The sequence below is a fragment of the Trinickia caryophylli genome (assembly GCF_034424545.1).
Classification (GTDB): Bacteria; Pseudomonadota; Gammaproteobacteria; order Burkholderiales; family Burkholderiaceae; genus Trinickia; species Trinickia caryophylli.
On sequence record NZ_CP139970.1, the window covers coordinates 629,393 to 654,348 of the forward strand.

The 24,956-nt window shown below is 65.5% G+C and carries 16 protein-coding genes and 1 tRNA gene; 7 read left to right on the plus strand and 10 right to left on the minus strand.

Annotation, left to right across the window (positions count from 1 at the left end):
* Positions 1 to 2: 2 nt before the first annotated feature.
* Positions 3 to 818, plus strand: coding sequence for an IclR family transcriptional regulator (locus U0034_RS02835; protein WP_085226419.1), 816 nt, complete (start codon positions 3 to 5; stop codon positions 816 to 818).
* 153 nt (positions 819 to 971) lie between these two features.
* Here the strand turns inward: U0034_RS02835 and pbpG are convergent, their stop codons facing one another.
* Positions 972 to 2,129: a D-alanyl-D-alanine endopeptidase gene (gene pbpG / locus U0034_RS02840; RefSeq protein WP_085225720.1), complete on the minus strand. Its 1,158-nt coding sequence runs from the start codon at positions 2,127 to 2,129 to the stop codon at positions 972 to 974.
* Positions 2,130 to 2,715: 586 nt separating this feature from the next.
* Here pbpG and U0034_RS02845 point away from each other — a divergent pair.
* The gene (locus tag U0034_RS02845) at positions 2,716 to 3,294 is read left to right on the plus strand and encodes a phasin family protein (RefSeq protein WP_085225718.1); all 579 of its coding nucleotides are present in this window, start codon (positions 2,716 to 2,718) and stop codon (positions 3,292 to 3,294) included.
* A gap of 168 nt (positions 3,295 to 3,462) precedes the next feature.
* On the opposite strand, the gene lpdA is transcribed toward U0034_RS02845, so the two are convergent.
* From lpdA to aceE, 3 genes are all read right to left on the minus strand, one after another.
* Positions 3,463 to 5,238, minus strand: coding sequence for a dihydrolipoyl dehydrogenase (gene lpdA / locus U0034_RS02850; protein WP_085225717.1), 1,776 nt, complete (start codon positions 5,236 to 5,238; stop codon positions 3,463 to 3,465).
* A 29-nt stretch (positions 5,239 to 5,267) separates the two neighbouring features.
* Positions 5,268 to 6,941, minus strand: a complete 1,674-nt coding sequence (gene aceF, locus U0034_RS02855) for a dihydrolipoyllysine-residue acetyltransferase (protein ID WP_085226417.1) — start codon at positions 6,939 to 6,941, stop codon at positions 5,268 to 5,270.
* 85 nt (positions 6,942 to 7,026) lie between these two features.
* Complete coding sequence (aceE, locus tag U0034_RS02860) at positions 7,027 to 9,723, minus strand: pyruvate dehydrogenase (acetyl-transferring), homodimeric type (protein WP_085225715.1); 2,697 nt, start codon at positions 9,721 to 9,723, stop codon at positions 7,027 to 7,029.
* 91 nt (positions 9,724 to 9,814) lie between these two features.
* Here aceE and U0034_RS02865 point away from each other — a divergent pair, with 91 nt between their 5' ends.
* From U0034_RS02865 to U0034_RS02885, 5 genes are all read left to right on the plus strand, one after another.
* The gene (locus U0034_RS02865) at positions 9,815 to 9,997 is read left to right on the plus strand and encodes a hypothetical protein (RefSeq protein ID WP_085225713.1); all 183 of its coding nucleotides are present in this window, start codon (positions 9,815 to 9,817) and stop codon (positions 9,995 to 9,997) included.
* Entirely contained in the window at positions 9,991 to 12,510 is a 2,520-nt protein-coding gene (gene fixL / locus U0034_RS02870) for an oxygen sensor histidine kinase FixL (protein WP_085225711.1), read from the plus strand. Before U0034_RS02865 ends, fixL begins: the two co-directional genes overlap by 7 nt.
* Positions 12,507 to 13,145 carry an oxygen response regulator transcription factor FixJ gene (gene fixJ, locus U0034_RS02875; RefSeq protein WP_085225709.1) on the plus strand — a complete coding sequence of 213 codons (639 nt, stop codon included), beginning with the start codon at positions 12,507 to 12,509 and terminating at the stop codon, positions 13,143 to 13,145. Before fixL ends, fixJ begins: the two co-directional genes overlap by 4 nt.
* 271 nt (positions 13,146 to 13,416) lie before the next feature.
* On the plus strand, positions 13,417 to 14,277 hold the full coding sequence (gene folD / locus U0034_RS02880; RefSeq protein ID WP_085225707.1) for a bifunctional methylenetetrahydrofolate dehydrogenase/methenyltetrahydrofolate cyclohydrolase FolD: 861 nt from the start codon (positions 13,417 to 13,419) through the stop codon (positions 14,275 to 14,277).
* Between the two features lie 119 nt (positions 14,278 to 14,396).
* Positions 14,397 to 16,532: a M3 family metallopeptidase gene (locus U0034_RS02885; protein WP_085225705.1), complete on the plus strand. Its 2,136-nt coding sequence runs from the start codon at positions 14,397 to 14,399 to the stop codon at positions 16,530 to 16,532.
* A gap of 134 nt (positions 16,533 to 16,666) precedes the next feature.
* Here U0034_RS02885 and U0034_RS02890 read toward each other — a convergent pair whose 3' ends face one another.
* From U0034_RS02890 to U0034_RS02915, 6 genes are all read right to left on the minus strand, one after another.
* The gene (locus U0034_RS02890; protein WP_085225703.1) at positions 16,667 to 17,959 is read right to left on the minus strand and encodes an amidohydrolase family protein; all 1,293 of its coding nucleotides are present in this window, start codon (positions 17,957 to 17,959) and stop codon (positions 16,667 to 16,669) included.
* A 118-nt stretch (positions 17,960 to 18,077) separates the two neighbouring features.
* Positions 18,078 to 19,265 carry a DNA polymerase IV gene (gene dinB, locus U0034_RS02895; protein WP_386092231.1) on the minus strand — a complete coding sequence of 396 codons (1,188 nt, stop codon included), beginning with the start codon at positions 19,263 to 19,265 and terminating at the stop codon, positions 18,078 to 18,080.
* 150 nt (positions 19,266 to 19,415) lie between these two features.
* Complete coding sequence (locus U0034_RS02900) at positions 19,416 to 20,978, minus strand: methyl-accepting chemotaxis protein (protein WP_085225699.1); 1,563 nt, start codon at positions 20,976 to 20,978, stop codon at positions 19,416 to 19,418.
* 329 nt (positions 20,979 to 21,307) lie between these two features.
* A tRNA-Met gene (locus tag U0034_RS02905) sits at positions 21,308 to 21,384 on the minus strand.
* Between the two features lie 60 nt (positions 21,385 to 21,444).
* Positions 21,445 to 23,022, minus strand: a complete 1,578-nt coding sequence (locus U0034_RS02910; protein ID WP_085225697.1) for an outer membrane protein assembly factor BamB family protein — start codon at positions 23,020 to 23,022, stop codon at positions 21,445 to 21,447.
* Positions 23,023 to 23,159: 137 nt separating this feature from the next.
* Positions 23,160 to 24,944, minus strand: a complete 1,785-nt coding sequence (locus U0034_RS02915; RefSeq protein ID WP_085225695.1) for an IlvD/Edd family dehydratase — start codon at positions 24,942 to 24,944, stop codon at positions 23,160 to 23,162.
* Positions 24,945 to 24,956 lie beyond the last annotated feature (12 nt).

Sequence of the window (24,956 nt, forward strand, 5' to 3'; positions counted from 1 at the left end):
CGATGAGCGACACGAACCAGGACTCCAAGACGTCCATCCAGGTCATCGAGCGCATGATGCGGCTCCTCGACGCGCTGGCCGACCACAGCGATCCGGTCAGCCTGAAGGAGCTTGCGCTGCGTACGGAGCTCCACCCCTCGACGGCCCACCGCATCCTCAACGACATGGTGACCTGCCGGCTGGTTGACCGGTCGGATCCGGGCACCTACCGGCTCGGCATGCGGCTGCTCGAGCTCGGCAACCTCGTGAAAGCGCGGCTTTCGGTGCGCGATGCCGCGCTGATGCCGATGCGCGAACTGCACCGGCTCACCGGCCAAACCGTCAACCTCTCGGTACGGCAGGGCGACGAAATCGTCTATATCGAGCGCGCCTACTCGGAGCGCTCCGGCATGCAGGTGGTACGGGCGATCGGCGGCCGCGCGCCGCTGCATCTCACCTCCGTCGGCAAGCTTTTCCTCGCGGCGGACGAAGCCTCGCGCGTGCGCGCCTATGCCACGCGCACCGGGCTCTCGGGGCATACGCAAAACAGCATCACGGACCTCTCGCGCCTGGAGCGCGAACTCATGCAGGTTCGCCAGCAGGCATGCGCACGCGACAACGAAGAGCTCGAGCTCGGGGTGCGGTGCATTGCCGCGGGTATATACGACGACAGCGGCAAGCTCGTAGCCGGGCTGTCGCTTTCGGCGCCCGCGGACAGGCTCCAGGATGCCTGGCTCGCCCATCTGAGCCGCACGGCGTTCGTGATCTCGGAAGCACTCGGCTATCACCCCGAAGCGGCGGCCGCCCAGGTCGACGCAGTCAAGGCGCGAACTGCCTGAGCGCAGGCTGCCGCCCGGCACGCCACCGCGCCCGGGCGATAGCCGGCCGTCTACCGCGCGCCCGCGTTGCCGCGCGCCAAAAACGAAGCCCCGCCGAGGCGGGGCTTCTTGCATAGACGGGCCGAACGAGGTGCGCGACTCGATGGGGCCGGCTCAGGTGCCGCGGCCGCCGGCGTCCGCACTCGTAATACGCTCGCCGCCGCCATTGTCGATCCACGTGCGCAGGCGCGCCGCGTCGGCAAAGCGCGAATACTTGCCCGCGGAATCGAGCAGTACCATGATGATCGGCCGATTCTGGATCGTGGCCTGCATGACGAGGCACTCGCCCGCTTCGTTGATGAAACCTGTCTTCTGCAGGCCGATCTCCCAACTCGAGTTGCGCACGAGCGCATTCGTGCTGTTATAGGCAAGTTCGCGCCGGCCTGTATCCACCGTGTAGCTGCGATCGGTCGAGAACCGGCGGATCAGCGGATACTGATAGGCCGCATCGACCATCTTCACGAGATCCCGTGCAGTAGAGACGTTGCGGCTCGTGAGGCCCGTCGGGTTTTCGAAATGCGTGTCGGTCATGCCAAGCGTGCGGGCCTTGGCATTCATTGCCGCGATGAACGCGTCGCGGCCGCCCGGGTAGTACCGCGAGAGCGCAGCCGCCGCCCGATTTTCAGAGGCCATGAGCGCGATGTGCAGCATATCTTCGCGTGACAGTACCGAACCGACGGCCAGGCGCGAGCCCGTGTGCTTCTCGTAGTCGCGATCGGCGTCGGTCACCTCGAGTTGGTCGGTGAGCGGCAGATTCGCGTCGAGCACGACCATGGCCGTCATCAGCTTCGTAATCGAGGCGATCGGCACCACGGCGCGCGAGTTCTTGTCGAACAGCGCCTCAGCGCTGTTCTGATCGACCACATAGGCGACGTTGGAACGCAGCACCAGCCCTTCGGGGCTGTCCTGCAGACCAAACGGCTGCCCGGCAACGGGCGAGCGCGGCGCGAAGGCGACCTTGCGCACGCCATTGTGGCCATGGCGGCCACGCACCGTGTAGGTCACGCGCTTCTTGCGCGAACGCTCTTCGGTGATGGCTGCTGTTTTCTCCGCTCGAACAGCTTGCTTGGCGGAGGCTTTCTTCGTGGATTTTTGCGCTTTTTTAGTGACGGCAGACTTGCCCGAAGCCGAATCGGTCGTGCTTGACGCGGCGAGCGCGCCAGCGGGTGCCGCGAAAATCGCGGCAGCAAGCATGGAAGCAGTAACCGAGACGACTCTCGCAAGCGCCACGCCGTGCCTCACTTTGAGCGACGAAAACAGTGCGGTTTTCATTGGTGTTCTTGAAAACGGGGGTGGCGAGAGACGGACTTTGACGGCAAGTGTAGTAAAGCTACTAAAAATTAGCAATCAGAAGCACTTACCGAACGTCCTTGAACCAAATTTGTAAGAGTGATGCCGCAGGCGGCGACGCGTGCCGCGACCTTTGCATGTTGCGACAAAACGCTGCACCCCAGTGGGGCCATGACCACATATCGGCGCACCTCGCGCAAACTTGAGAGGTGGCCGGGGTGCGGCGATGAGACCTTGATAACGGGTTCGCGCCGCCGGGCGTTGACAACAGAGGAAGGCCGCCATCGAAGGGTCCGTCGCCCTTTCAGCGCGACGCAGCAAAATCCATTCCAAGCGCCCTTCGCCGCTGCCCTACCATTCCTCGTAGCACCTTGTTTTTATGCAGAATCCTTTGAATTAGACAGAATTGTGCATCGCACCAAACAGCGCTTGACTTTTGTGCACGACGGCATAGAATAGGTCTCGATGTTGCGACGCACAAAAGGCGTCGGGCATACGACGCGATTCGAAGCTTTGCCATTAACCTATGCGATCTGCGCCAGACAGGTCGATTTTCAGGAGCGAAAACATGACTCTGCTGACACCTGAGCAATTCGCCGCAGCACAGAAAGCCAACCTCGAAGCGCTCTTCGGTCTGACGAACAAGGCGTTCGAAGGCATCGAAAAGCTCGTGGAGCTGAACCTGCAAGTCGTCAAGTCGACGATCGCGGAAAGCCAGGAAAACGCACAACGTGCGCTGTCGGTGAAAGACGCGCAAGAGCTGCTCGCGCTGCAAGCCAGCCTCTCGCAGCCCGTCGCGGAAAAGGTTCTGTCGTATGGCCGCCATCTGTACGAGATCGCGTCGGCCACGCAAGCTGAATTCGCCCGTGTGGCCGAAGCCCAGTACGAAGAGCAGAACCGCAAGGTACAAGCGCTTGTCGACAACGTCGCCAAGAATGCGCCTGCCGGCTCGGAAACGGCCGTCGCCGTGATGAAGTCGGCGATCACCGCCGCCAACACGACCTACGAAACGGTCCACAAGGCCACGAAGCAAGCGGTCGAGATCGCCGAGAGCAACTTCAACGCCGCCGCCACGGCCGCAACGAAGGCCGCTCAGCAGGCAGCGACGCAAGCTTCGCGCGCGGCTGCCAAGAAGCCGGCTGCCTGAGCGACGACACGCACCTCTCGCCGAACGTAAAACGGCGCGCTTCGAAAGAAGCGCGCCGTTTTTGCATTTGCAGCCAGTTCATGGACAGGGGGCGCTACGGGCGGGGCTCCGACATCGACGGCCCTCCGCCCCCCCGCCTTTGTCCCGCCGCCAGGGCGGGCTGCCCTACTACTTCTTTTTCTGCGGCGGCAGATCGGTACAAACGCCTTCGTACAACTCGGCGGCCATGCCGATCGATTCGCCGAGCGTCGGGTGCGGATGGATCGTCCGCCCGATGTCGGTGGCATCGGCGCCCATCTCGATGGCGAGGCATACCTCGCTGATGAGATCGCCGGCGTTCAGGCCGACAATCCCGCCGCCGATAATGCGGTGCGTCGCTTCGTCGAAGATCAGCTTCGTGAAGCCCTCGTCGCGCCCGTTGGCGATCGCCCGGCCCGAGGCCACCCACGGAAACACGGCCTTGCCATACTTGATGCCTTCGGCCTTGCACTGGTCCTCGGTCTTGCCGGCCCAGGCCACCTCGGGATCGGTATAGGCGACCGACGGAATCTGCATCGCGTCGAAATAGGCCTTTTCGCCGTGCGCCGCTTCGGCGGCGACGTGCCCTTCGTGCACGGCCTTATGGGCGAGCATCGGCTGGCCGATGATATCGCCGATCGCAAAGATATGCGGCACGTTGGTACGCATCTGCTTGTCGACCTCGATGAAGCCGCGATCGGTGACGCGCACGCCCGCGTTCTCGGCGCCGATCTTCTTGCCGTTCGGACTACGGCCGACCGCCACGAGCACGAGGTCGTAGCGCTGCGGCTCGGCCGGCGCCTTCTCGCCCTCGAACGTCACATGGATGCCATCGGCCTTCGCCTCGGCCGACATGGTCTTCGTCTTCAACATGACGTTGGCGAAGTGCTTGGCGCTGTACTTCTGCCAGACCTTCACGAGGTCGCGGTCAGCGCCCATCATCAACCCGTCGAGCATTTCGACGACGTCGATCTTCGCGCCGAGCGTCGCGTAGACCGTCGCCATCTCCAGGCCGATGATGCCGCCGCCGATCACGAGCATGCGTTGCGGGATCTGGCGCAGTTCGAGCGCGCCCGTCGAATCGACGACGCGCGGGTCGTCGGGCATGAACGGCAGCTTCACCGCTTGAGAGCCTGCCGCGATGATCGCTTGCCTGAACTTGACGACCTTGTTCCCGCCCTCCGTCTGCACCCGCATGTGATGCGGATCGACGAAGGCGCCGACGCCCGTCAACACCTCGACCTTGCGCGCCTTCGCCATGCCGGAGAGGCCCGTCGTCAATTTGTTGACGACGCTCGCTTTGAACGCGCGCAGCTTGTCGAGATCGATCTGCGGCGCGCCGAACGTGATGCCGTGCGAGGCGAGCGCAGCCATTTCATCGGTAATGAGCGCCGTGTGCAGCAGCGCCTTCGATGGGATGCAGCCGACGTTCAGACACACGCCGCCAAGCGTCGAATAACGTTCGACGAGCACGGTCTTCATGCCGAGGTCGGCCGAGCGGAAAGCCGCCGAATAGCCGCCGGGACCCGCGCCGAGCACGAGCATGTCGCACTCGATGTCCGCCCCGCCGGCGTAGCTGGCCGCCTGCGCGGTCGGGGCGGCCGGTGCCGCGGGGGCCGCGGGGGCCGCGGGGGCCGCCGGCTGCGCAGGTGCGGCAGCCGGCGCGGGCTTGGCCGCAGCCGCGCCTTCCGCGGCTTCGACGAGCGCGATCACCATGCCTTGCGACACCTTGTCGCCGGCTTTGATCTTCACTTCCTTCACCGTGCCGGCCGTATCGCTCGGCACTTCCATCGACGCCTTGTCCGACTCGAGCGTCAAGAGCGACTGCTCTTTCTCGATGACGTCGCCCGGCTTGATGTTGACCTCGATGACATCGACGTCCTTGAAGTCGCCGATATCCGGCACCTTTACTTCGACGAGACTCATTCACGTCCCCTTGTTGTTCGTGTCGACGGTCACAGGATCACACGCCGGAAGTCGGCGAGCAGCGCGGCGAGATAGGCATTGAAGCGTGCGGCCTCGGCGCCGTCGATGACGCGGTGGTCATACGACAGCGACAGCGGCAGCGTGAGGCGCGGCGCAAACTGTTTGCCGTCCCACACCGGCTTCATCGCGCTTCTCGACAGGCCGAGGATGGCCACTTCGGGGGCGTTGATGATCGGCGTGAAATGCGTGCCGCCGATGCCGCCGAGCGACGAGATCGAAAAGCAGCCGCCTTGCATCTGGTCGGGCTTCAGCTTGCCCTCGCGCGCGAGCCTGGAGAGCTCGGCCATTTCCTTGGCGATCTCGATGAGGCCCTTCCTGTCGGCATCGCGAATGACCGGGACGACGAGACCGTTCGGCGTGTCCGCGGCGAAGCCTACGTGGTAGTACTGCTTGAAGACGAGCGTGTCGCCGTCCAGGCTCGCGTTGAACGTCGGGAATTTCTTCAGCGCCGAGACGACGGCCTTGATCACGAACGCCAGCATCGTGACCTTGACGCCCGCCTTCTCGTTTTCCTTGTTCAGTTGCACGCGCAGCGCTTCGAGCTCGGTGATGTCGGCTTCGTCGTTGTTCGTGACGTGCGGGATCATCACCCAGTTGCGATGCAGGTTCGCGCCGGAGATCTTCTTGATGCGCGAGAGCGGCTTCGCTTCGATCGGGCCGAACTTCGTGAAGTCGATCTTCGGCCAGGGCAACAGGTTCAGCTCGCCGCCGCCCGCCGTCGCGGACGTACCGGCCGGGGCACCCGCCAGCGCGCGCTGGCCCGTCATCACGCCCTTCACGAACGCGGTGACGTCGTCCTGCGTGATTCGGCCCTTGGGTCCGGTACCCTGCACCTGCCCAACATCGACGCCGAGCTCGCGCGCGAACTTGCGCACCGACGGCGACGCATGACTCGGCCGGCGCACACCGCCCTCGCCCGCCGGGATCAACGGCGCCTGCGCGAGCGCGGACGGCTGGGCCGGCGCGGGCTTCGCCGCTTCCGTGCGCGGCGAATCGATCGGCGGCTCGACCTTCTTCTGCTCGGACGCCGCGGCCGGCGCCGCTTGCGCGGGTGCCGCGCCCGCAGCCTCGAGCAGCACGATCAGCGTGCCCTCGGAAACCGTGTCGCCCACCTTCACCTTCACGTCCTTGACGATACCGGCCGCGGGGCTCGGCACGTCCATCGTGGCCTTGTCCGACTCCAGCGTGACGAGCGACTGCTCCTTCTCGACGCGATCGCCCACCTTCACGCCCACTTCGATGACCGGAATATCCTTGAAGTCGCCGATGTCCGGGACCTTGATCTCCTGCACACCGCCGGCAGCTGTCGCGGGGGCGGGAGCCGCGGCCGGCTGAGCCGTGGCGGCCTGCGCCGGCGCGGCCGCGCCGTTCGCCTGGGCGGGCTTGGCCGCGCTCGCCGCGGCCGCGCCGTCGAGAATGACGATCAGCGTGCCTTCCGACACCGGATCGCCCTGCTTCACTTTCACTTCCTTGACCGTGCCGGCCGCGGGGCTCGGCACGTCCATCGTCGCCTTGTCCGACTCGAGCGTGATGAGGGACTGCTCCTTCTCGACCGTATCGCCCGCTTTCACGAGGATGTCGATGACGGGGATGTCCTTGAAATCGCCGATGTCCGGCACCTTGACTTCGATCGCTTCACTCATTTGTTGGTGTCTCCAGGGCTCGCGCGCACGTCCGCCGCGCGAACGGCTGGACGTGCGCGGCATGGCCGCACGCGAAGGCGATGCCTTAAACGGTCATCGGGTTGGGTTTGTTCGGGTCGAGCTGGTACTTGGCCAGCGCGTCGGCGACGAGCTTGCGCTCGACCGTGCCCTCGTCGGCCAACGCGTTGAGCGCCGCCACGGTGACCCAGTAACGATCGACTTCGAAGAAGTGGCGCAGCTTTTCTCGCGTATCCGAACGGCCGAAGCCATCGGTACCGAGCACGACATAGCGTTGCGGCACGTAGCCGCGGATCTGCTCCGCAAGGGCGCGCACGTAGTCGGTCGAGGCGATCACGGGGCCTTGCGCGTCCTTCAGCAGCGTCTCGACGTGCGACAGCTTGCGCGGCTCGCTCGGATGCAGCAGATTCCAGCGCGAAACGGCCTGGCCTTCGCGAGCAAGCTCGGTGAAGCTCGGCACGCTCCAAAGGTCGGCTTCGACGCCCCAGTCGTTCTTGAGCAGGTCGGCGGCCGCGATCACTTCATTGAGAATCGTGCCCGCCCCCATGAGTTGTACGCGCGGCGCCTTGGCGGCGGCGTCCGCCTTCTTCAACGAGTACATCCCCTTGATGATGTGCTCGGCCACGTGCTCGCCCTGCGGGATCGCGGGGTGCTCGTAGTTCTCGTTCATCACCGTGATGTAGTAGAACACGTCCTCCTGCTCCTGCACCATGCGGCGCAGGCCGTCCTGCATGATGACGGCGAGTTCGTAACCGAACGTGGGGTCGTAGTTGACGCAGTTCGGCACCGACGACGCCCACAGCAGCGAATGGCCGTCCTCGTGCTGCAGACCCTCGCCGTTGAGCGTCGTACGGCCCGCCGTGCCGCCAAGCAGGAAGCCGCGCGAGCGCATGTCGCCGGCGGCCCAGACCAGATCGCCGATGCGCTGCAGGCCGAACATCGAATAGAAGACGTAGAACGGCACCATGATTTCGCCGTGCGTCGAGTACGACGTCGCGGCCGCGATCCAGTCGCACATGCCGCCGGCTTCGTTGATGCCTTCCTGCAGGATCTGGCCCGTCTCGGATTCCTTGTAGAACATCAACTGGTCGGAATCTTCCGGCACGTACTTCTGGCCGTCCTGGTTCCAGATACCGATCTGGCGGAAGAGACCTTCCATGCCGAACGTACGCGATTCGTCGGGCACGATCGGCACCACGCGCTTGCCGAGCGCCTTGTCCTTCAGCAGGATGTTGAGGATCCGCACGAACGCCATCGTCGTGGAGATCTCACGGCCCTCGCCCGTGCCCTTGAGCAGCGGCTCGAACGCCGCCAGCGCCGGCACCGGCAGCGACTCGGCTTTCTGGCGCCGCGCCGGCAGATAGCCGCCGAGCTCCTGGCGGCGCGCGCGCATGTACTCGAGTTCCTTCGAGCCTTCCTCGAACGTCAGGTACGGCACGTTGACGATATCGTCGTCGGAAATCGGCAGGCGGAACTGGTCGCGGAACACCTTCAGCTGATCCACCTGCATCTTCTTTTGCTGATGGGTGATGTTCATCGCCTGGCCCGCCTCGCCCATGCCGTAGCCCTTGATCGTCTTCGCGAGGATGACGGTCGGCTGGCCCTTGGCCTGCGTGGCTGCCTGGAACGCTGCGTAGATCTTGTGCGGATCGTGGCCGCCGCGGTTCAGATTCCAGATGTCCTCGTCCGACCAGTCGGCGACGAGCGCCTTCAGCTCGGGCGTATTGAAGAAGTGCTCGCGCACGTAGGCGCCCGACTCCGACTTGTACGTCTGGTACTCGCCGTCAACCACCTCCATCATGCGGCGCATCAGCGCACCCGTCTTGTCGCGCGCGAAGAGCGCATCCCAGCGGCTGCCCCAGATGACCTTGATCACGTTCCAGCCGGCACCGCGGAACTCCGACTCCAGTTCCTGGATGATCTTGCCGTTACCGCGCACCGGGCCGTCGAGACGCTGCAGGTTGCAGTTGATGACGAACACGAGGTTGTCGAGCCGCTCGCGGCCGGCCATGCCGATCGCGCCGAGCGATTCCGGCTCGTCGGTCTCGCCGTCGCCGAGGAATGCCCAGACCTTGCGGCCCTGCGTGTTCGCGACACCGCGCGCGTGCAGGTACTTCATGAACCGCGCCTGGTAGATCGCCATGATCGGGCCGAGGCCCATGGAGACGGTCGGAAACTGCCAGAAATCGGGCATCAGCCACGGATGCGGATACGAGGAAATGCCCTCGCCGCCCACTTCCTGGCGGAAGTTGTCGAGTTGCTTTTCCGTCAGGCGGCCGAGCAGGAACGCGCGCGAGTAGATGCCCGGCGACGAGTGGCCCTGCACGAAGACGAGATCGCCGCCGTGCTTGTCCGACGGCGCATGCCAAAAGTGATTGAAGCCGACGTCGTAGAGCGTGGCAGCCGACGCGAACGAAGCGATGTGGCCGCCGACGTTCGTATGCTTGCCCGCGCGCAGCACCATCGCGATCGCGTTCCAGCGCGTGTACGAGCGGATACGGTGCTCGATGTCCTGGTCGCCCGGGATCTTGGCCTGACCCGACACCGGGATCGTGTTGATGTACGGAGTGTTCGCCGAGAAGGGCAGATGCTCGCCGTGCACGCGCGCGAATTCGATCTGCTTTTCGATCAGGTAGTGCGCGCGCTCGGGACCCACCGTCGACAGCACGCCTTCGAGTGCCTCGAGCCATTCGCCGGTTTCCTGGGGATCGTCGTCTCTTTCGGCGGCGACATATTTCATGACTTCGTCGGGCACAGCGGACATTCTCGTCTCCTGAATAGAGAAATGCTCTTTGAACAGACGACGCGGGCCAGCTCACGGCGCGCGGCAGTTGCGCGATTTTAAAGAGGCCTCCATGCTGCGCGCAATCAATTTTTCGAATGACGAGATCATTTCTCACGATATGAAATATTGCTGCGCCGCACAGTACCCGGTGGGCACGGGGACGCACCGCCGCGAAGCGCGCGAGGGCACCGGTTTACCCTTGTTTTACGCCAATTGGCGGGCCGGCGCTGCGCTACAATTCGAGCCATGTTGACCGATCGGCTTTTCGCACGTTCGGCGCGGCCACCCGGTCTCCGGGCGGATTCGTCGCCGTCCCGCTGGCACCACGGACCCTGGTGGTCGAATTCCTATTTGCTGACGCCGCTGCTGTCGATCCTGGTATTCCTGGTCGTCATGAGCCTGATTCTGTGGAGCCTGAATCGGCGCGAGCAGCAGCAGCAGGAAGACACCCTCTATCGCAATGTGGCGTGGGCGCAGCAACAGATCCGGCTCTCGATGACGGGCGCGCAGGAACAGTTGCAGGCGCTCTCGCGGGATCTCTCGGCCGGGCATGCCGACCAGCGTTCGTTCCAGATGTCGACCACCGACATCATGCAGGCGCACCCCGAAATCCTGTACATGAACTGGTACACGAGCCAGAAGCAGCCGCGCTGGCCCGATACGGCGCTGCCGCTCGCCGGGCAGCGCTTCGCGCGGCTCACCGATGCTCAAATGGAGCTCGCCGTGGCCGCTGCCTTCGGCGAGGCGCGCAGCACGCGGCGGCAGGTGTACTCGCCGCTCATCTACGACGATCTCGGCAACGGCTATCTGACGCTGCAAACGCCGGTCTATCGCGATCGCGAGTTTCTCGGCTCGATCTCGGCGGTGTTCTCGATCGAGGGCGTGCTGAAGTACGACATTCCGCCCGAGCTCTCGGCCAAGTACAAGATCTCGCTCATCGACGCCAACAACCGCGAGTTGGCCACCACGTCCACGCGCCCGCGCCTGCCGCGCGATCTCTTTTACGATCTGCCGCTCGATCCGCCCGGTCAGGGCCTGACCGTGCGCGTCTACGCATTCCCGCAGCTCACGAACTTCACGAACAACACGCTCGTGTGGCTCGTGGCCGGCCTGTCGTGCTTCGTGCTCTGGAGCTTGTGGAGCCTTTGGAAGCACACGCGGCAACGCTTCGAGGCGCAGCAGGCGCTCTACGCGGAAGCGTTCTTCCGGCGCGCAATGGAAAATTCGGTGCTGATCGGCATGCGCGTGCTCGACATGCACGGCCGCATCACGCACGTGAATCCGGCGTTCTGCCGGATGACGGGCTGGGACGAAAGCGATCTCGTCGGCAAGACGGCGCCGTTCCCGTACTGGCCGCGCGATGCCTACCCCGAGATGCAGCGGCAACTCGACATGACGCTGCGCGGCAAGGCGCCTTCGTCGGGTTTCGAGTTGCGCGTGCGCCGCAAGGACGGCTCGATCTTCCACGCGCGCCTTTACGTTTCGCCGCTCATCGACAGCTCCGGCCGGCAAACGGGCTGGATGTCGTCGATGACCGACATCACCGAGCCCAAGCGCGCGCGCGAGGAACTGGCCGCCGCGCACGAGCGCTTCACGACGGTGCTCGAGAGCCTCGATGCGGCCGTGTCGGTCCTGGCTGCCGACGAAGCGGAGCTGCTCTTCGCTAACCGCTACTACCGGCATTTGTTCGGCATCCGCCCCGATGGCCACCTCGAGCTTGCCGGAGGCGGCTTCGATTCGACGCAGGCATCGTCCGATTCGATCGACATGGTCGATACCTATGCCGGGCTGCCAGCCGCGGCGCTGACCGAGAGCACGGCCGACGCGCAGGAAGTCTACGTGCAGAGCATCCAGAAGTGGTTCGAGGTACGGCGCCAGTACATCCAGTGGGTGGACGGCCACCTCGCCCAGATGCAGATCGCAACCGACATCACGACGCGCAAGCAGGCTCAGGAGCTCGCACGCCAGCAGGAAGAAAAGCTGCATTTCACAAGCCGCCTGATGACGATGGGCGAGATGGCCTCCTCGCTCGCACACGAGCTGAACCAGCCGCTCGCGGCGATCAACAACTACTGTTCGGGCACCGTCGCGCTCGTCAAAGCCGGGCGCACGACGCCCGATACGCTGTTGCCCGTGCTCGAGAAAACGGCGCAGCAGGCCGTGCGCGCCGGCATGATCATCAAGCGCATCCGCGAATTCGTGAAGCGCAGCGAGCCCAAGCGCCAAGCCGCGCGCGTGTCCGACATCGTCGCCGACGCGGTTGGCCTCGCCGAAATCGAGGCACGCAAGCGCCGCATCCGCATCCTCACCGAAATTCGCTCGCGCCTGCCCGTCATCTACGTCGACCCGGTGCTGATCGAGCAGGTGCTCGTCAACCTGCTGAAAAACGCGGCCGAGGCCATGCACGAGGCACGGCCCAATGCAGTCGATCCGGTCATCCGCGTCGTCGTCAGGCTCGAAGCCGGATTTGTCTGTATCAGCGTGGTCGATCAGGGCCCCGGTGTCGACGAAGCGGCGATCGAACGCCTGTTCGAGCCGTTTTACAGCACCAAGTTGGACGGCATGGGCATGGGGCTCAACATCTGCCGCTCCATCATCGAATCGCACCGCGGCCGGCTGTGGGTCGTCAACAACGTCGACGCCGGCGGGAAGATCACAGGCGCCACTTTTCACTGTAGTCTGCCGATCGGCGAGCCTGCCGATTCGGGCCACCATGGCGGCGGCACCGAGGCACACAAACCGCAAACCGTTACGGGAGAGTTATGAGTAGCCCAGTCACCACTCAGGAAACCGTCTTTGTCGTCGACGACGACGAGGCCGTACGCGATTCGCTGCGTTGGCTGCTCGAGGCAAACGGCTATCGGGTGCAGTGCTTCTCGAGCGCCGAGCAGTTCCTCGAAGCCTACCAGCCCGCGCATCAGGCGGGGCAGATCGCCTGCCTGATTCTCGACGTGCGCATGTCCGGCATGAGCGGGCTCGAGCTGCAAGAGCGGCTCATCGCCGAGAACGCTTCGCTGCCGATCATCTTCGTGACCGGCCACGGCGACGTGCCGATGGCCGTATCCACGATGAAAAAAGGCGCGATGGACTTTATCGAGAAACCGTTCGACGAAGCCGAGTTGCGCAAGCTCGTCGAGCGCATGCTCGACAAGGCCCGCAGCGAGAGCAGCACCGTGCAGCAGCAGCGCGCCGCGGCGGAACGGCTTTCGAAGCTCACGGCGCGCGAGCATCAGGTGCTCGAGCGCATCATCGCGGGCCGCCTGAACAAGCAGATCGCCGACGACCTCGGCATCAGCATCAAGACCGTCGAGGCCCACCGGGCCAACATCATGGAAAAGCTCAACGTGAATACGGTCGCCGATCTGCTGCGCCTCGCCCTCTCGAACAAGCCGCAACAGTAGGCAATCGGCGGCAAAGCGGTGCGCGACGCGGCGCGGAATCGGGCCGCGGGCGGCGCCCCCACCGCCCCCACCGCCCCTCTCCCAGCGCGCCGCAGCCTCGCGGCGCGCCGCAGCGGTATAATTGCCGCTTGCGCATAAGCGGCCGGCACCCGGCCGTGGCATGTCCTGCGTACGGCGCAGCACCGGCGCCGCACCCCCTCCGCCCCGCGGCCTTCGAGGCCCGCGCCGCTACCTGCGCCACCGCGTCGCCACTCTCTACATCCACCGAATCATGACAGCCAAACTGATCGACGGCATCGCCCTTTCCAAGACCTTGCGCACCGACGTGGCCACGCGCGCAGCCGCGCTCGCGGCTCGCGGGCGCAAGCCGGGGCTCGCCGTCGTGCTCGTGGGCGACAACCCCGCCAGCGCCGTCTATGTGCGCAACAAGATCAAGGCTTGCGAAGACAACGGCATCCACTCGTCATGCGACCGCTATCCGGCCACGCTCTCCGAAGCGGAACTGCTCGCGCGCATCGACGCGCTCAACCGGGACCCGGGCATCCACGGCATTCTGGTTCAGTTGCCGCTGCCGCCGCATATCGACAGCCACAAAGTGATCGAAGCCATCGCGCCGGAAAAGGACGTAGACGGTTTTCACGTGGCCAATGCCGGTGCCCTGATGACGGGCAAGCCGCTGTTCCGTCCCTGCACGCCATACGGCGTCATGAAGATGTTCGAAGCCTGTGGCATCGATCTGAAAGGCGCCGAGGCCGTCGTGATCGGGCGCTCGAACATCGTCGGCAAACCGATGGCGCTGCTTTTGCTCGAAGCGGGCGCCACGGTCACGATCTGCCACAGCAAGACGCGCGATCTGGCCGCGCACACGAAGCGTGCCGACGTGATCGTCGCGGCCACCGGCAAGCGCCAGCTCGTGACGGCCGATATGGTCAAGCCCGGCGCCGTCGTCATCGACGTGGGCATGAATCGGGACGATGCGGGTAAGCTCTGCGGCGACGTGGACTTCCCCGGCGTATCGGAAGTCGCCGGCTTCATCACGCCCGTGCCCGGCGGCGTCGGGCCGATGACGATCACGATGCTGCTCGTCAATACGATCGAGGCCGCCGAGCGCTGCGCCGCACAAGGTGCGTGACGGCTCCGGCCGGAAGTGAAAAAGCGTAACGCCGGTTGGAAAAAGCGCATAGCGTCCCAATACTGTGGAAAACGGGCGCATGATGCCCGTCAGTCCGATCAACGATCACAGGAAGCTCCATGGTCCAGAACACGTCCGATACGCTCTCTCCGTCCGCGTCCGGCGCGTCGCCGCAAACAGGCAACCCGCTGCTCGACTTCTCTGGCCTGCCCCGCTTCGGCGAAATCCGCCCCGAGCACGTTACGCCGGCGCTCGATGTCCTGCTTGCCGATGCGCAAGCGGCCATCGACCGCGCACTCGATGCGCGAACGCCGGCCACCTGGGCCGACGTCGTCGATGCCACGGAGCGCGCGACGGAGCCGCTATCGCGTGCATGGGGCATCGTCGGTCACCTGAACGCCGTGGCCGACACGCCCGAATTGCGCGCCGCGTACGGCGAAAATCTGCCGCGCGTGACCGAGTTCTGGTCGAGCGTCGGGCAGAACCTCGCCCTCTTCGAAAAGTACAAGGCCATCGCGACCGGCCCGGAACTGGCCTCGCTCAGCGTCGAGCGCAAGAAGATCCTCGATAACGCGCTGCGCGACTTCCGCTTGTCGGGCGCCGAGCTGCCCGAAGACCAAAAGCCGCGCTTCGCCGAACTGCAGGAGCACCAGGCGGCCCTCGCGAAGTCGTTTTCCGACCATGTGCTCGACTCGACGAACGCTTACGCGTACATCGCGAAGGCCGAAGACGAACTCGCCGGCCTGCCCGAAGACGTCGTTCAGGCCGCGCGTCAGGCGGCACAGAGCGCCGGGCTCGAAGGCTGGAAGTTCACGCTGCACTTTCCTTCCTACTTTCCGATCATGCAGTACGCCACGCATCGGCCGATGCGCGAAGCCATGTACCGCGCATACGTCACGCGCGCCTCGGAGTTCGGCAGCCTGTACGGTGCGGGCAAGCCCGAATGGGACAACACGGACGTCATCGCCGAGCTTCTGAAGCTGCGGCGCGAGGAAGCCCGGATGCTCGGCTACCGCAACTTCGCCGAGGTTTCCCTCGTGCCGAAAATGGCCGACTCGCCGGAGCAAGTCGTTGCGTTCCTCGAGGATCTCGCGCAGCGTGCGCGCCCGCATGCCGAGCAAGACTGGCAGGAACTGCGTGACTTCGCGGCGCGCGAGCTCGGACTGGCTCAGCTCGAGCCGTGGGATATCGCGTTCGCGAGCGAGCGGCTGCGCGAGAAGCGCTATGCATTCTCGGAAAACGAGGTCAAGCAGTACTTCCCGGAGCCGGCGGTGCTGGGCGGCCTTTTCAAGGTCGCCGAAACGCTCTTCGGCGTTCGCATTCGCCGCGACGAAGCCCCTGTCTGGCACCCTGACGTGCGCTTTTTCCGCGTGGAGGATCGCGACGGCACGCTCGTCGCCCAGTTCTATCTCGACCTCTACGCGCGCGAAGGCAAGCGCGGCGGCGCCTGGATGGACGACGCCCGCTCGCGGCATCGCAGGCCGGACGGCGGCCTGCAAACGCCGGTCGCCTACCTGACCTGCAACTTCTCGGCCCCGGTCGGCGGCAAGCCGGCGTGCTTCACGCACGACGAAGTCATCACGCTTTTCCATGAATTCGGGCATGGGATCCACCACATGCTCACACGCGTGGACGAACTCGCGGTGGCGGGCATCAACGGCGTGGAATGGGACGCCGTCGAGCTGCCCTCGCAGTTCATGGAGAACTTCTGCTGGGAATGGGACGTGCTCGCCGATATGTCGGCGCACGTCGATAGCGGCGCCCGACTGCCGCGCGAGCTCTTCGAGAAAATGCTCGCGGCGAAGAACTTCCAAAGCGGACTCGGCACGATGCGCCAGATCGTGTTCTCGATGTTCGACATGCGCTTGCATGTCGACTTCGATCCGGCCGGCCCCCTCAGCGCAAACGACCTCGCGCGCGAAATCAACGGACGCTACCAGGTGGTGCCGCAAGCCTCTTTCTCGCGCTGGCCGAACACATTCAGCCATATCTTCGCGGGCGGCTACGCGGCCGGCTACTACAGCTACAAGTGGGCCGAGGTGCTGTCGGCCGATGCCTATGCCGCGTTCGAAGACGCCGCACACACGAGCGGCAGCGTGCTCGATGCGGCGACGGGCCAACGCTATCGCCATGAAATCCTCGAGGTAGGCGGCAGCCGTCCGGCGATGGAGTCGTTCAAGGCCTTCCGCGGGCGCGCGCCGACCATCGATGCGCTGTTGCGCCACAACGGCATGGCCGGTACCACAGCGCACTGAAACCGCTGGCCCGCCCGTTAAAACGGCGCCGCCGCCATCGAGGCGCGGCGCCGTTTTCGTTCGTTCCTGCCGTCGTCGATCCCCCCCTGGCATACGCCGCAGTACAGATAGCGCCCGGTCGCGGGTTTGCCTGTTCAGTGACGATTCGGCAGTTTGAAATCGACGCGGCTCGGCCGGCTGTCGATCGCAAGCGTCGCGTCCGCAGCCGGCGTGCGCGCAATGACCTTTCCACCGCGCACCACGGCGAGCCGCGTCGCGCGCAGGCGAATCGCCTCGACCGGATCGCCCGCGTCGAGCAGCACGCAGTCCGCCCGCCGCCCCACCGCGATGCCGTACTCTTCGAGCCCGAGAATGCGCGCCGGGTTGACCGTCACCGCGTCGAAGGCCGCACGCATCGCGGCCAGCCCCGTCATCTGCGCGACGTGCAACCCCATGTGCGCCACCTCGAGCATGTCAGCCGAGCCCAGGCTGTACCAGGGGTCCATCGCGCAGTCGTGACCGAACGCAACGTCGATCCCCGCCGCGATCATCTCAGGCACGCGCGTCATGCCACGCCGCTTCGGATAGGTATCCGCGCGCCCTTGCAGCGTAATGTTGATGAGCGGATTGGCAATGGCGGCCACGCCCGATTCGCGCATCAGCGGCAACAGCTTGCTCACATAGTAGTTGTCCATCGAGTGCATGGACGTCAGATGCGAGCCGGCCACGCGGCCCCCAAGGCCGAGCCGGTGAGCTTCGGCGCAAAGCGTCTCGATGTGGCGTGAGAGCGGGTCGTCCGATTCGTCGCAATGCATGTCGACGGGCAAGCCTTTTTCGGCCGCGAATTCGCAGAGCAGGCGCACCGATGCGGCGCCGTCGGCCATCGTGCGCTCGAAGTGCGGAATGCCGCCCACGACGTCGACACCCATCGCGACGGCCCGCTTCAGGTTGTCGAAAGCTCCCGTGCTGCGCAACACGCCGTCCTGCGGAAAAGCCACGAGCTGCAAGTCGAGATATGGCGCCACACGACGCTTCACTTCGAGCAGCGCCTCGACCGCGAGCAGCCGCTCGTCGCAGACGTCGACGTGCGAGCGGATGGCGAGCAGTCCGCGCGCCGCAGCCCAGTCGCAATAGGCCATCGCGCGCTCGACGAGCGCATCCTGCGTCAATTGCGGCTTGAGCTCGCCCCAAAGCGCGATCCCCTCGAGCAGCGTGCCGGAGGCGTTCACGCGCGGCAGCCCGTACGACAGCGTGGCATCGAGATGAAAGTGCGCATCGACGAAAGGCGGCGTCACGAGGCGCGCCGCCGCGTCGATCTCCTCCACTGCCGTCGCCGCGAGGTTCGGTTCGATGGCCGCGAAGCGGCCGCCCTCGATGCCGATATCGACCGGAAGGTCGTGCCCGGCAATGTGGGCCGGCAAGGCGGCGCGGCGAATGATCAAATCCATCGACGGGTCCTTTCGTTGGTCATGAGGCATGAGGCGGAAAGCGGAAGCGCGAGGCGTGGCGCAGGAGCACCTGCCATTTCCCGCCGCGGGCTGCGCATCGCCCGGACTGCTGCCGATTCTATCGAGTCGGCGGCCGGCCGACGGCATTTTCGTCGTCGAAGAGCAAAAACTGGCCGGTGGACTGGCCGTCGTCCTCCTCGAGCCGAACGCCGACGCCCAGCAGACGCACGGGCCTGTTGCGCCGTGCGAAGCCTTTTTCGAGCAGCGCGACGAACGTGGGCAAATGCGTGGCGTCGGCCACGCACTCGACAGTCGTGCGCTGAAAATCGGCGAAACGGACTTTTACGAACAGCTTGCGAATGGCGGCGGCGGCACCCGCGCGCACGATGCGCGCGTCGAGTTCCCCCGCGAGCCGGCCGATCTCGGCCGCGCATTCGTCGAATGTACGCAAATCCGTAACGTAGGTCGTTTCGACGCTGATCGACTTGCGTTCACGGTCGGCCTTCACCGTGCGGTGATCGATGCCGCGCGACAGTTCGTAGAGCCGCTTGCCGAATACGCCGAAAAGTCGATGGAGATCGACGAGCGACCATTCGCGCAGATCGCTGCAGGTCGCCACGCCGAGTTTCTCGAGCTTGGCGGCGGTCACCTTGCCCACACCGAAGATCTTGCGCACGGGCAGCGCGGCAACGAACGCATCGACCTCGTGCGGGCGCACGACGAAGAGCCCGTCGGGCTTGTTCCAGTCCGAGGCGATCTTCGCGATGAACTTGTTGGGCGCGACACCCGCGGACACCGTCACGCCGACAGTCTCGCGAACACGCGCGCGGATCTCTTCGGCCATCAGCGTCGCACTGCCCTTGCAACGCGACGAATGGGTGACGTCGAGATACGCCTCGTCGAGCGAGAGCGGCTCGACATCGGCCGTATAGTCCCGGTAGATCGCCATGATCTGCCGCGAGGCGATGCGGTACTTTTCCATCGCCGAAGGCAGGATCAGGAGATCCGGGCACTTGCGCATCGCGAGCGCCGACGACATCGCGGAATGCACGCCGAAGCGCCGCGCCTCGTAATTGCACGTCGCGATCACACCGCGCTGCTCCGGGCGCCCTCCGACGGCGAGCGGCCGGCCGCGCAGGCCCGGGTCGTCCCGCATCTCGACGGAGGCATAAAAGCAGTCGCAATCGCAATGGATGATTTTGCGCGGCACTGGCGCGCGGTCGTCCATCGCCCCGATGGGGGCGTCTGTCGAATCGGCAAGGAAGGGCGCGCGCGGGCTCAAAATGGCATTACTGTACAAAAACACAGTGTCCATTTCAAGATGGCGCGCACCGAAACATCGGTGGTCACACCGAGGAAGAAGGCGGCGCAGCGTCACACGCCGGTCCGCCCGCTCCCATATCGGTTCCACCCGGGCGTACGGGTGCGCCGGCCTCATCGAACGGCTGGGCCGGCGTCAGGCCGCGTGCATGCCCTCGACGCGGAAGAATGCGACAGCGCCGCTGAGCTGGCGCCCCTGCTCGTCGAGCGACTGCGAGGCGGCCGCCGCTTCTTCGACCAGTGCCGCGTTTTGCTGCGTGACTTCGTCCATCTGCGTGATGGCAACGCCGATCTGCTCGATCCCACGGCTTTGCTCGTTCGAAGCGGCTGCGATTTCGCCCATGATGTCGGTCACGCGCGCGATCGCGTTCGTCACCTCGCCCATCGTGTTGCCGGCTTGGCCGGCGAGCACCGAGCCCTCCTCCACCGTCTGTACCGAGGCGGAGATCAGATCCTTGATCTCCTTGGCCGCGCTCGACGAGCGCTGCGCGAGGCTGCGGACTTCGCTGGCGACCACGGCAAAGCCGCGCCCCTGCTCGCCCGCGCGTGCCGCTTCCACGGCGGCGTTCAGCGCGAGGATATTGGTCTGAAAGGCGATACCTTCGATGATGCCGGTAATGTCTGCGATCTTCGTCGAGCGATCGCTGATCTGCGACATCGTATCGACCACGCGGCCCACCACTTCGCTGCCTTTTTGAGCAACGCCCGCCGCATTAGCCGCCAGCGTGCTCGCCTGTTGGGCGTTCTCGGCGTTCAGCCGCACCGTGGACGTCAGCTCCTCCATGCTCGATGCGGTCTGCTGCAGCGATGAAGCCTGCTGCTCCGTGCGCGTGGACAGATCGAGGTTGCCTGAGGCGATCTGCGAACTCGCCGTGGCGATCGTTTCGCTGCCGACGCGTACCTGCCCCACGACCTTCTTGAGGCTTTCGCTCATATTGCCGAGCGCTTCGAGCAGCTGGCCTGTTTCGTCGCGTGCAACGACGCGCACGCGGCCCGTCAGATCGCCCTCGGCCACGCGCCGTGCGAAGCTGACCGCCTCGGCGAGGGGGCCCGTGATCGAGCGAGCGACAAGCGAGGCGAGCACGAGAACGGCGACGAGCACCGCGACTGTCGCACCCGCCTCGAACCACTGCGCGCTCGAGATGATTTGCTGCGCGTCGCTCGCCCCCTGTTTGCCTTGCGCCTCGTTGTAGGCCCGATGCGCCTGGACCGCGGCGCTGAGCCGTTGCGCGGCATCGGCCAGACGCGTGCCCACGAGTTCGTAGGCTTCCGCCTTTTTACCATCGCGAGCAAGCGCGATGGCTTGCATGCGCACCCGATCGGCTTCCGCCATCAGCGCGCGGTCGGCCGCAAGCAGCGCACGGTCCTTATCGTCGGACAAGAGCCCCTCGTATTCCTTGAACGCGGCATTGACGGCTTCGGTCTCTTTCGCGATCGCGTCCTCCGCGGACTTGGCGGCCTGCGGGTCCGTGCTCGCGAGGTACTTGTTCGTGAGCGTGCGTGTAGCGCTGAGCGCATCGCTCGCCCTGTCCAGCACGAGCAGGCTGGGCACCGTATTTTCGGTGGAATAGCTGGCCGCTTCGTACACGCGGCGTGTCTGGTAGATGCCAAAGCCCGTGATCGCAAAAAGCGCAACCGCAGCGACCAGATTCAACAGCATCAATCGGCGGGCGATCTTCAGGCTGTAAAACCAATTCATGATATTTCCTCGATGAGTGTTGCCTCGGAACCCGTCCCCGCGTGCCGATCGGCCGCGATTCCTTAGGAGTCCGAACTACATGGCAGCGCCTGACGGCACTCGTCATCGAATGAGGGCTTGCTGCCCACAGATGGATGGCTATGGATTGAGGGTCGAAAGGGCGTCTTGCGGCGCCATTGACGTCTGCAATGGTTGACCGTGTTATCGGCGCATGCGGCGAGCGGCTTTAGGGCAGTGAGAACCCCGACCGTCGGGCGACGTGACATGCAAACCCGCGGCCCATACAAACCGTAAACGACAAAACCCGCCGTTAAGGCGGGTTTTTCGATTGGTTGCGGGGGTAGGATTTGAACCTACGACCTTCGGGTTATGAGCCCGACGAGCTGCCAGACTGCTCCACCCCGCGTCAGAGAAAAAGATTATATGGGGTTTTTAGCGCCGCGTCAAATATCTCATCGCGTGAGCTTCATGGCGCGGGGGTGAATGCATAGATTCGGTCGTCCGCGGCCACGTAGAGGCGCCCGTTTCCCGCCGCCACCGTCGCGAAATGGCGCAGCCCTTCCATCCGATCGCTGCCCCCGCCGCCATCGAACACGGGCTCGCCGTCTTCGGCGCGAAAACCATGCAGCCGGCCATCGCCCTCCGCTCCGACGATCCAGACGATGCGATCGGCCCGGCCGTCGCTGGTCGTCGTAGCCGGGCTGCCTCCGCCATCCAGGCGCCGGCACCAGGCGGGCTTGAGGCCGCCTTTGCCCGGGGTGTCGATGCGTACGACGCTCAAGGCCGAATGGCCGCCGCTGCCGCGGCACGGCGGCGAAGGGCGCATATCGCGAAACGCCACGAACGCCGCGTCGGGCGTAGACCATGCAGCGGGAGCGCCGACGATCGGCGCACTCGATACCTCGCGTGCATCGAGTGCGCCGCCGATGCCGCCGAGGTTCTCGCGATCAAGCAGGTATGCCTTGCCATCCTTGCCGAGCGCCACCATGAGCCGGCGTCCGCGCAAATCGATAGGCACAGCGTTCGCGCCGCCGAGATCGAGATCGTCCTCGTCGAGCTGCCGCCAGTCGGCGGGAGCGAAAAAGTCGCGGGTATCGTCGGCTCGCGCGAGCTCCGGCGTGAGGCGGATCACGGCCTCCCCGTCCGACCAACCGCGCGCGCCGTGGGTGTTGCCCGTCGTCACGAACAGGCGTTCGCCCACGACGACGATACCGCCCGGCGCCCAGATGCCTCCCTTCACGCCGCGCGTCTGCCATGCGCCGGCCACCCCGGGCTTGTCGATCTCCACACCGACGACCCAGCCGCGATAGTTGCCGCAATCGCCGGTATGGCCGCCGTAGGGCACGAACAGCCGTCCGCGCACGAGCGCGAGCGCGGCGCGCTGATTCTGCACGCGCGCATCGAACGACATTCCCCGCGCCTTCAGGCCTGCCGCGATATCGACGGGCCAGCCGGGCAGCACGCTGCCGTCGCGCATCGACAAGCCATAGACGAGGTGCTTGAGCGCCCCGCCCTCGGCCACCATGGCGTCGAGATAGAGCGTGCCGCTCGCCGGGTCGATGACGGGCGTGCCGGTAATGCCGAGCGGATCGATGTTGCCGCACGGCAGCATCTCGCGTGCGACGGGTGCTCCGAGCGCGCGTCGCCAGACGATCCGCCCTGTCGTCGCATCGAGTGCGTACACGGTGTTCGATTCCGTTGCGGCGACGACCAGTGCGGAAGCGGCACCCGGCGGGTGCCAGTAAAGCGGCTGCGCATAGATGTGGCCCTCGATGCGCCCATCGAAGCCGGCATCTCGACGAAGCCGCGACGCCTTGGCGAAGGTGAGGCCGGGTACCACGTACTGGCCCGTGCGATCGCCGGCGCCATGGTAGCCGAGCACGCCCGCGCCCCTGCCCTGCCCGCATGCAATGCCTACGCGCGCGACGACGAGGACGACGAACGACACGAGCACCGCAAGCGGCAGAATCACCTTTGTCCAGACCGGCGGCAACCGGCGCGACGCGCCGCTGCCCGCCTCAGCGTTCCGAGTGGATGTGTCCACGGCATGCTCCTGACGGGTCGCACCGCGCCATCATGCCGCAAAATTCCTGACGCCATCCGCCACGCCGACATGGCGCCTCCCCGTATGCCGCACCGGCCCGTGCTCCCGTCACTCGCCGGACCTGCCTGTACGTCCCCTCAATGCGAGTGGCGCGGGTCTCCGTGCGTCTCGATCACCTTCAGATAGAGCGTCGCCGGTTCGAGGCAGCCTCCCGTCGAAAGCTGCCCGACGAACTGGCGATAGATCTCCTGCCACGGCGTTTGCGACGCCGGCACCGAGAGTACCGCCGCACCGCGCCGCCGCTCGAGTTCGGAGGCGTCGACGAGTACGTCGACGCGCCGTGCGTTCAGATCGACGCGAATCCGGTCCCCCGTGCGCAGCAGCGCGAGCCCGCCGCCGACGGCCGCCTCGGGCGACATGTTAAGGATCGACGGGCTCGCCGACGTGCCGCTTTGCCTGCCGTCGCCCATGCAAGGCAGCGAATCGATGCCACGTTTGACGAGCTCGGCGGGCGGCGCCATGTTGACGACCTCGGCGCTGCCCGGATAGCCGACGGTGCCGCAGCCGCGAATCACGAGCATGCAATGCTCGTCGATCTCGAGCGACGGATCGTTGATGCGCGCGTGGTAATCCTCGGGACCGTCGAAGACGATCGCCCGCGCTTCGAACGTGTTCTCCGCGCCCGGCTCGCTCAGGTAGGTGCGCGCGAACGCTTCGCCGACCACCGACATCTTCATGATGGCGCTGTCGAAGAAGTTGCCCGACAGCACGATGAAGCCCGCGCGATGCTTGAGCGGCGTATCGCAGCGCCGAATCACCTCGCCGTCGGCAGCCGGCGCCGCGGCGGCGATCTCGGCGATCGACCGGCCCGAAACCGTGGCGCACCGTCCATGCAGCAGGCCCGCTTCGTCCAGTTGCCGCAACACGGCCGGCACGCCGCCCGCGCGATGAAAGCCTTCTCCGAGGTGCTCGCCGGCAGGCATGCAGTTGACGATCAACGGCACCGCTTCGCCGAGCCGCTGCCAGTCGCCAAGATCGAGCTCGATGCCCATGTGGCGCGCAATGGCGATCAGATGCGGCGGACAGTTCGTCGAGGCGCCGAGCGCGGACGCGACGACGATCGCGTTTTCGAACGCCTCGCGCGTCAGGATCTTCGACGGACGCACGTCCTCGCGCACGAGATCGACGATGCGCTTGCCCGTTGCATAGGCCATTTGCCCGCGCTCGCGATAGGCAGCCGGAATCGAGGCACAGCCCGGCAACGACATGCCGAGCGCCTCGGCGAGGCTGTTCATCGAGAGCGCCGTGCCCATCGTGTTGCAATGGCCGATCGACGGCGATGCGGCCACCGTCAGGTCCATGAACCCCTCGTAGTCGATCTCGCCCGCGGCGAGCAGATTGCGCGCGTGCCAGATGACCGTGCCCGAGCCCACTCGCTTGCCCTGAAACCAGCCGTCGAGCATCGGTCCGCCCGAGAGCACGATGGCCGGCATATCGACGGTTGCGACCGCCATCAGGCAGGCGGGCGTGGTCTTGTCGCAGCCCGTGGTGAGCACCACGCCGTCGAGCGGAAAGCCGTGCAGCACTTCCACGAGCCCGAGGTAGGCCAGGTTGCGGTCAAGCGCCGCGGTCGGGCGGCGCGACTGTTCGGCGAGCGGATGGACGGGAAACTCCATCGGAATGCCGCCCGCATCGCGAATACCGGCCTTCGTGCGCTGCGCGAGCTCGATGTGATGCCGGTTGCACGGCGCGAGATCGTTACCCGTTTGCGCGATGCCGATGATCGGTCGCCCCGATTGCAGTTCCTCGCGTGTGAGGCCGTAGTTCATGAACCGCTCGACGTAGAGCGCGGTCATGTCGGCATGCGCCGGATCGTCGAACCACTTCTGACTTCTGAGCTTTCGTGCCTGAGATGAGGGCATGGCGAAAATCGT

Excerpts from the sequence above, each read along its gene's own strand:
- fixJ (WP_085225709.1), top strand. The coding sequence starts at position 12,507 with ATGAGTAGCCCAGTCACCACTCAGGAAACCGTCTTTGTCGTCGACGAC.
- aceF (WP_085226417.1), bottom strand. The coding sequence starts at position 6,941 with ATGAGTGAAGCGATCGAAGTCAAGGTGCCGGACATCGGCGATTTCAAG.
- U0034_RS02915 (WP_085225695.1), bottom strand. The coding sequence starts at position 24,944 with ATGCCCTCATCTCAGGCACGAAAGCTCAGAAGTCAGAAGTGGTTCGAC.
- U0034_RS02885 (WP_085225705.1), top strand. The coding sequence starts at position 14,397 with ATGGTCCAGAACACGTCCGATACGCTCTCTCCGTCCGCGTCCGGCGCG.
- U0034_RS02835 (WP_085226419.1), top strand. The coding sequence starts at position 3 with ATGAGCGACACGAACCAGGACTCCAAGACGTCCATCCAGGTCATCGAG.
- U0034_RS02890 (WP_085225703.1), bottom strand. The coding sequence starts at position 17,959 with ATGGATTTGATCATTCGCCGCGCCGCCTTGCCGGCCCACATTGCCGGG.
- pbpG (WP_085225720.1), bottom strand. The coding sequence starts at position 2,129 with ATGAAAACCGCACTGTTTTCGTCGCTCAAAGTGAGGCACGGCGTGGCG.
- U0034_RS02845 (WP_085225718.1), top strand. The coding sequence starts at position 2,716 with ATGACTCTGCTGACACCTGAGCAATTCGCCGCAGCACAGAAAGCCAAC.
- U0034_RS02865 (WP_085225713.1), top strand. The coding sequence starts at position 9,815 with ATGCTGCGCGCAATCAATTTTTCGAATGACGAGATCATTTCTCACGAT.
- folD (WP_085225707.1), top strand. The coding sequence starts at position 13,417 with ATGACAGCCAAACTGATCGACGGCATCGCCCTTTCCAAGACCTTGCGC.
- U0034_RS02900 (WP_085225699.1), bottom strand. The coding sequence starts at position 20,978 with ATGAATTGGTTTTACAGCCTGAAGATCGCCCGCCGATTGATGCTGTTG.
- lpdA (WP_085225717.1), bottom strand. The coding sequence starts at position 5,238 with ATGAGTCTCGTCGAAGTAAAGGTGCCGGATATCGGCGACTTCAAGGAC.
- aceE (WP_085225715.1), bottom strand. The coding sequence starts at position 9,723 with ATGTCCGCTGTGCCCGACGAAGTCATGAAATATGTCGCCGCCGAAAGA.
- fixL (WP_085225711.1), top strand. The coding sequence starts at position 9,991 with ATGTTGACCGATCGGCTTTTCGCACGTTCGGCGCGGCCACCCGGTCTC.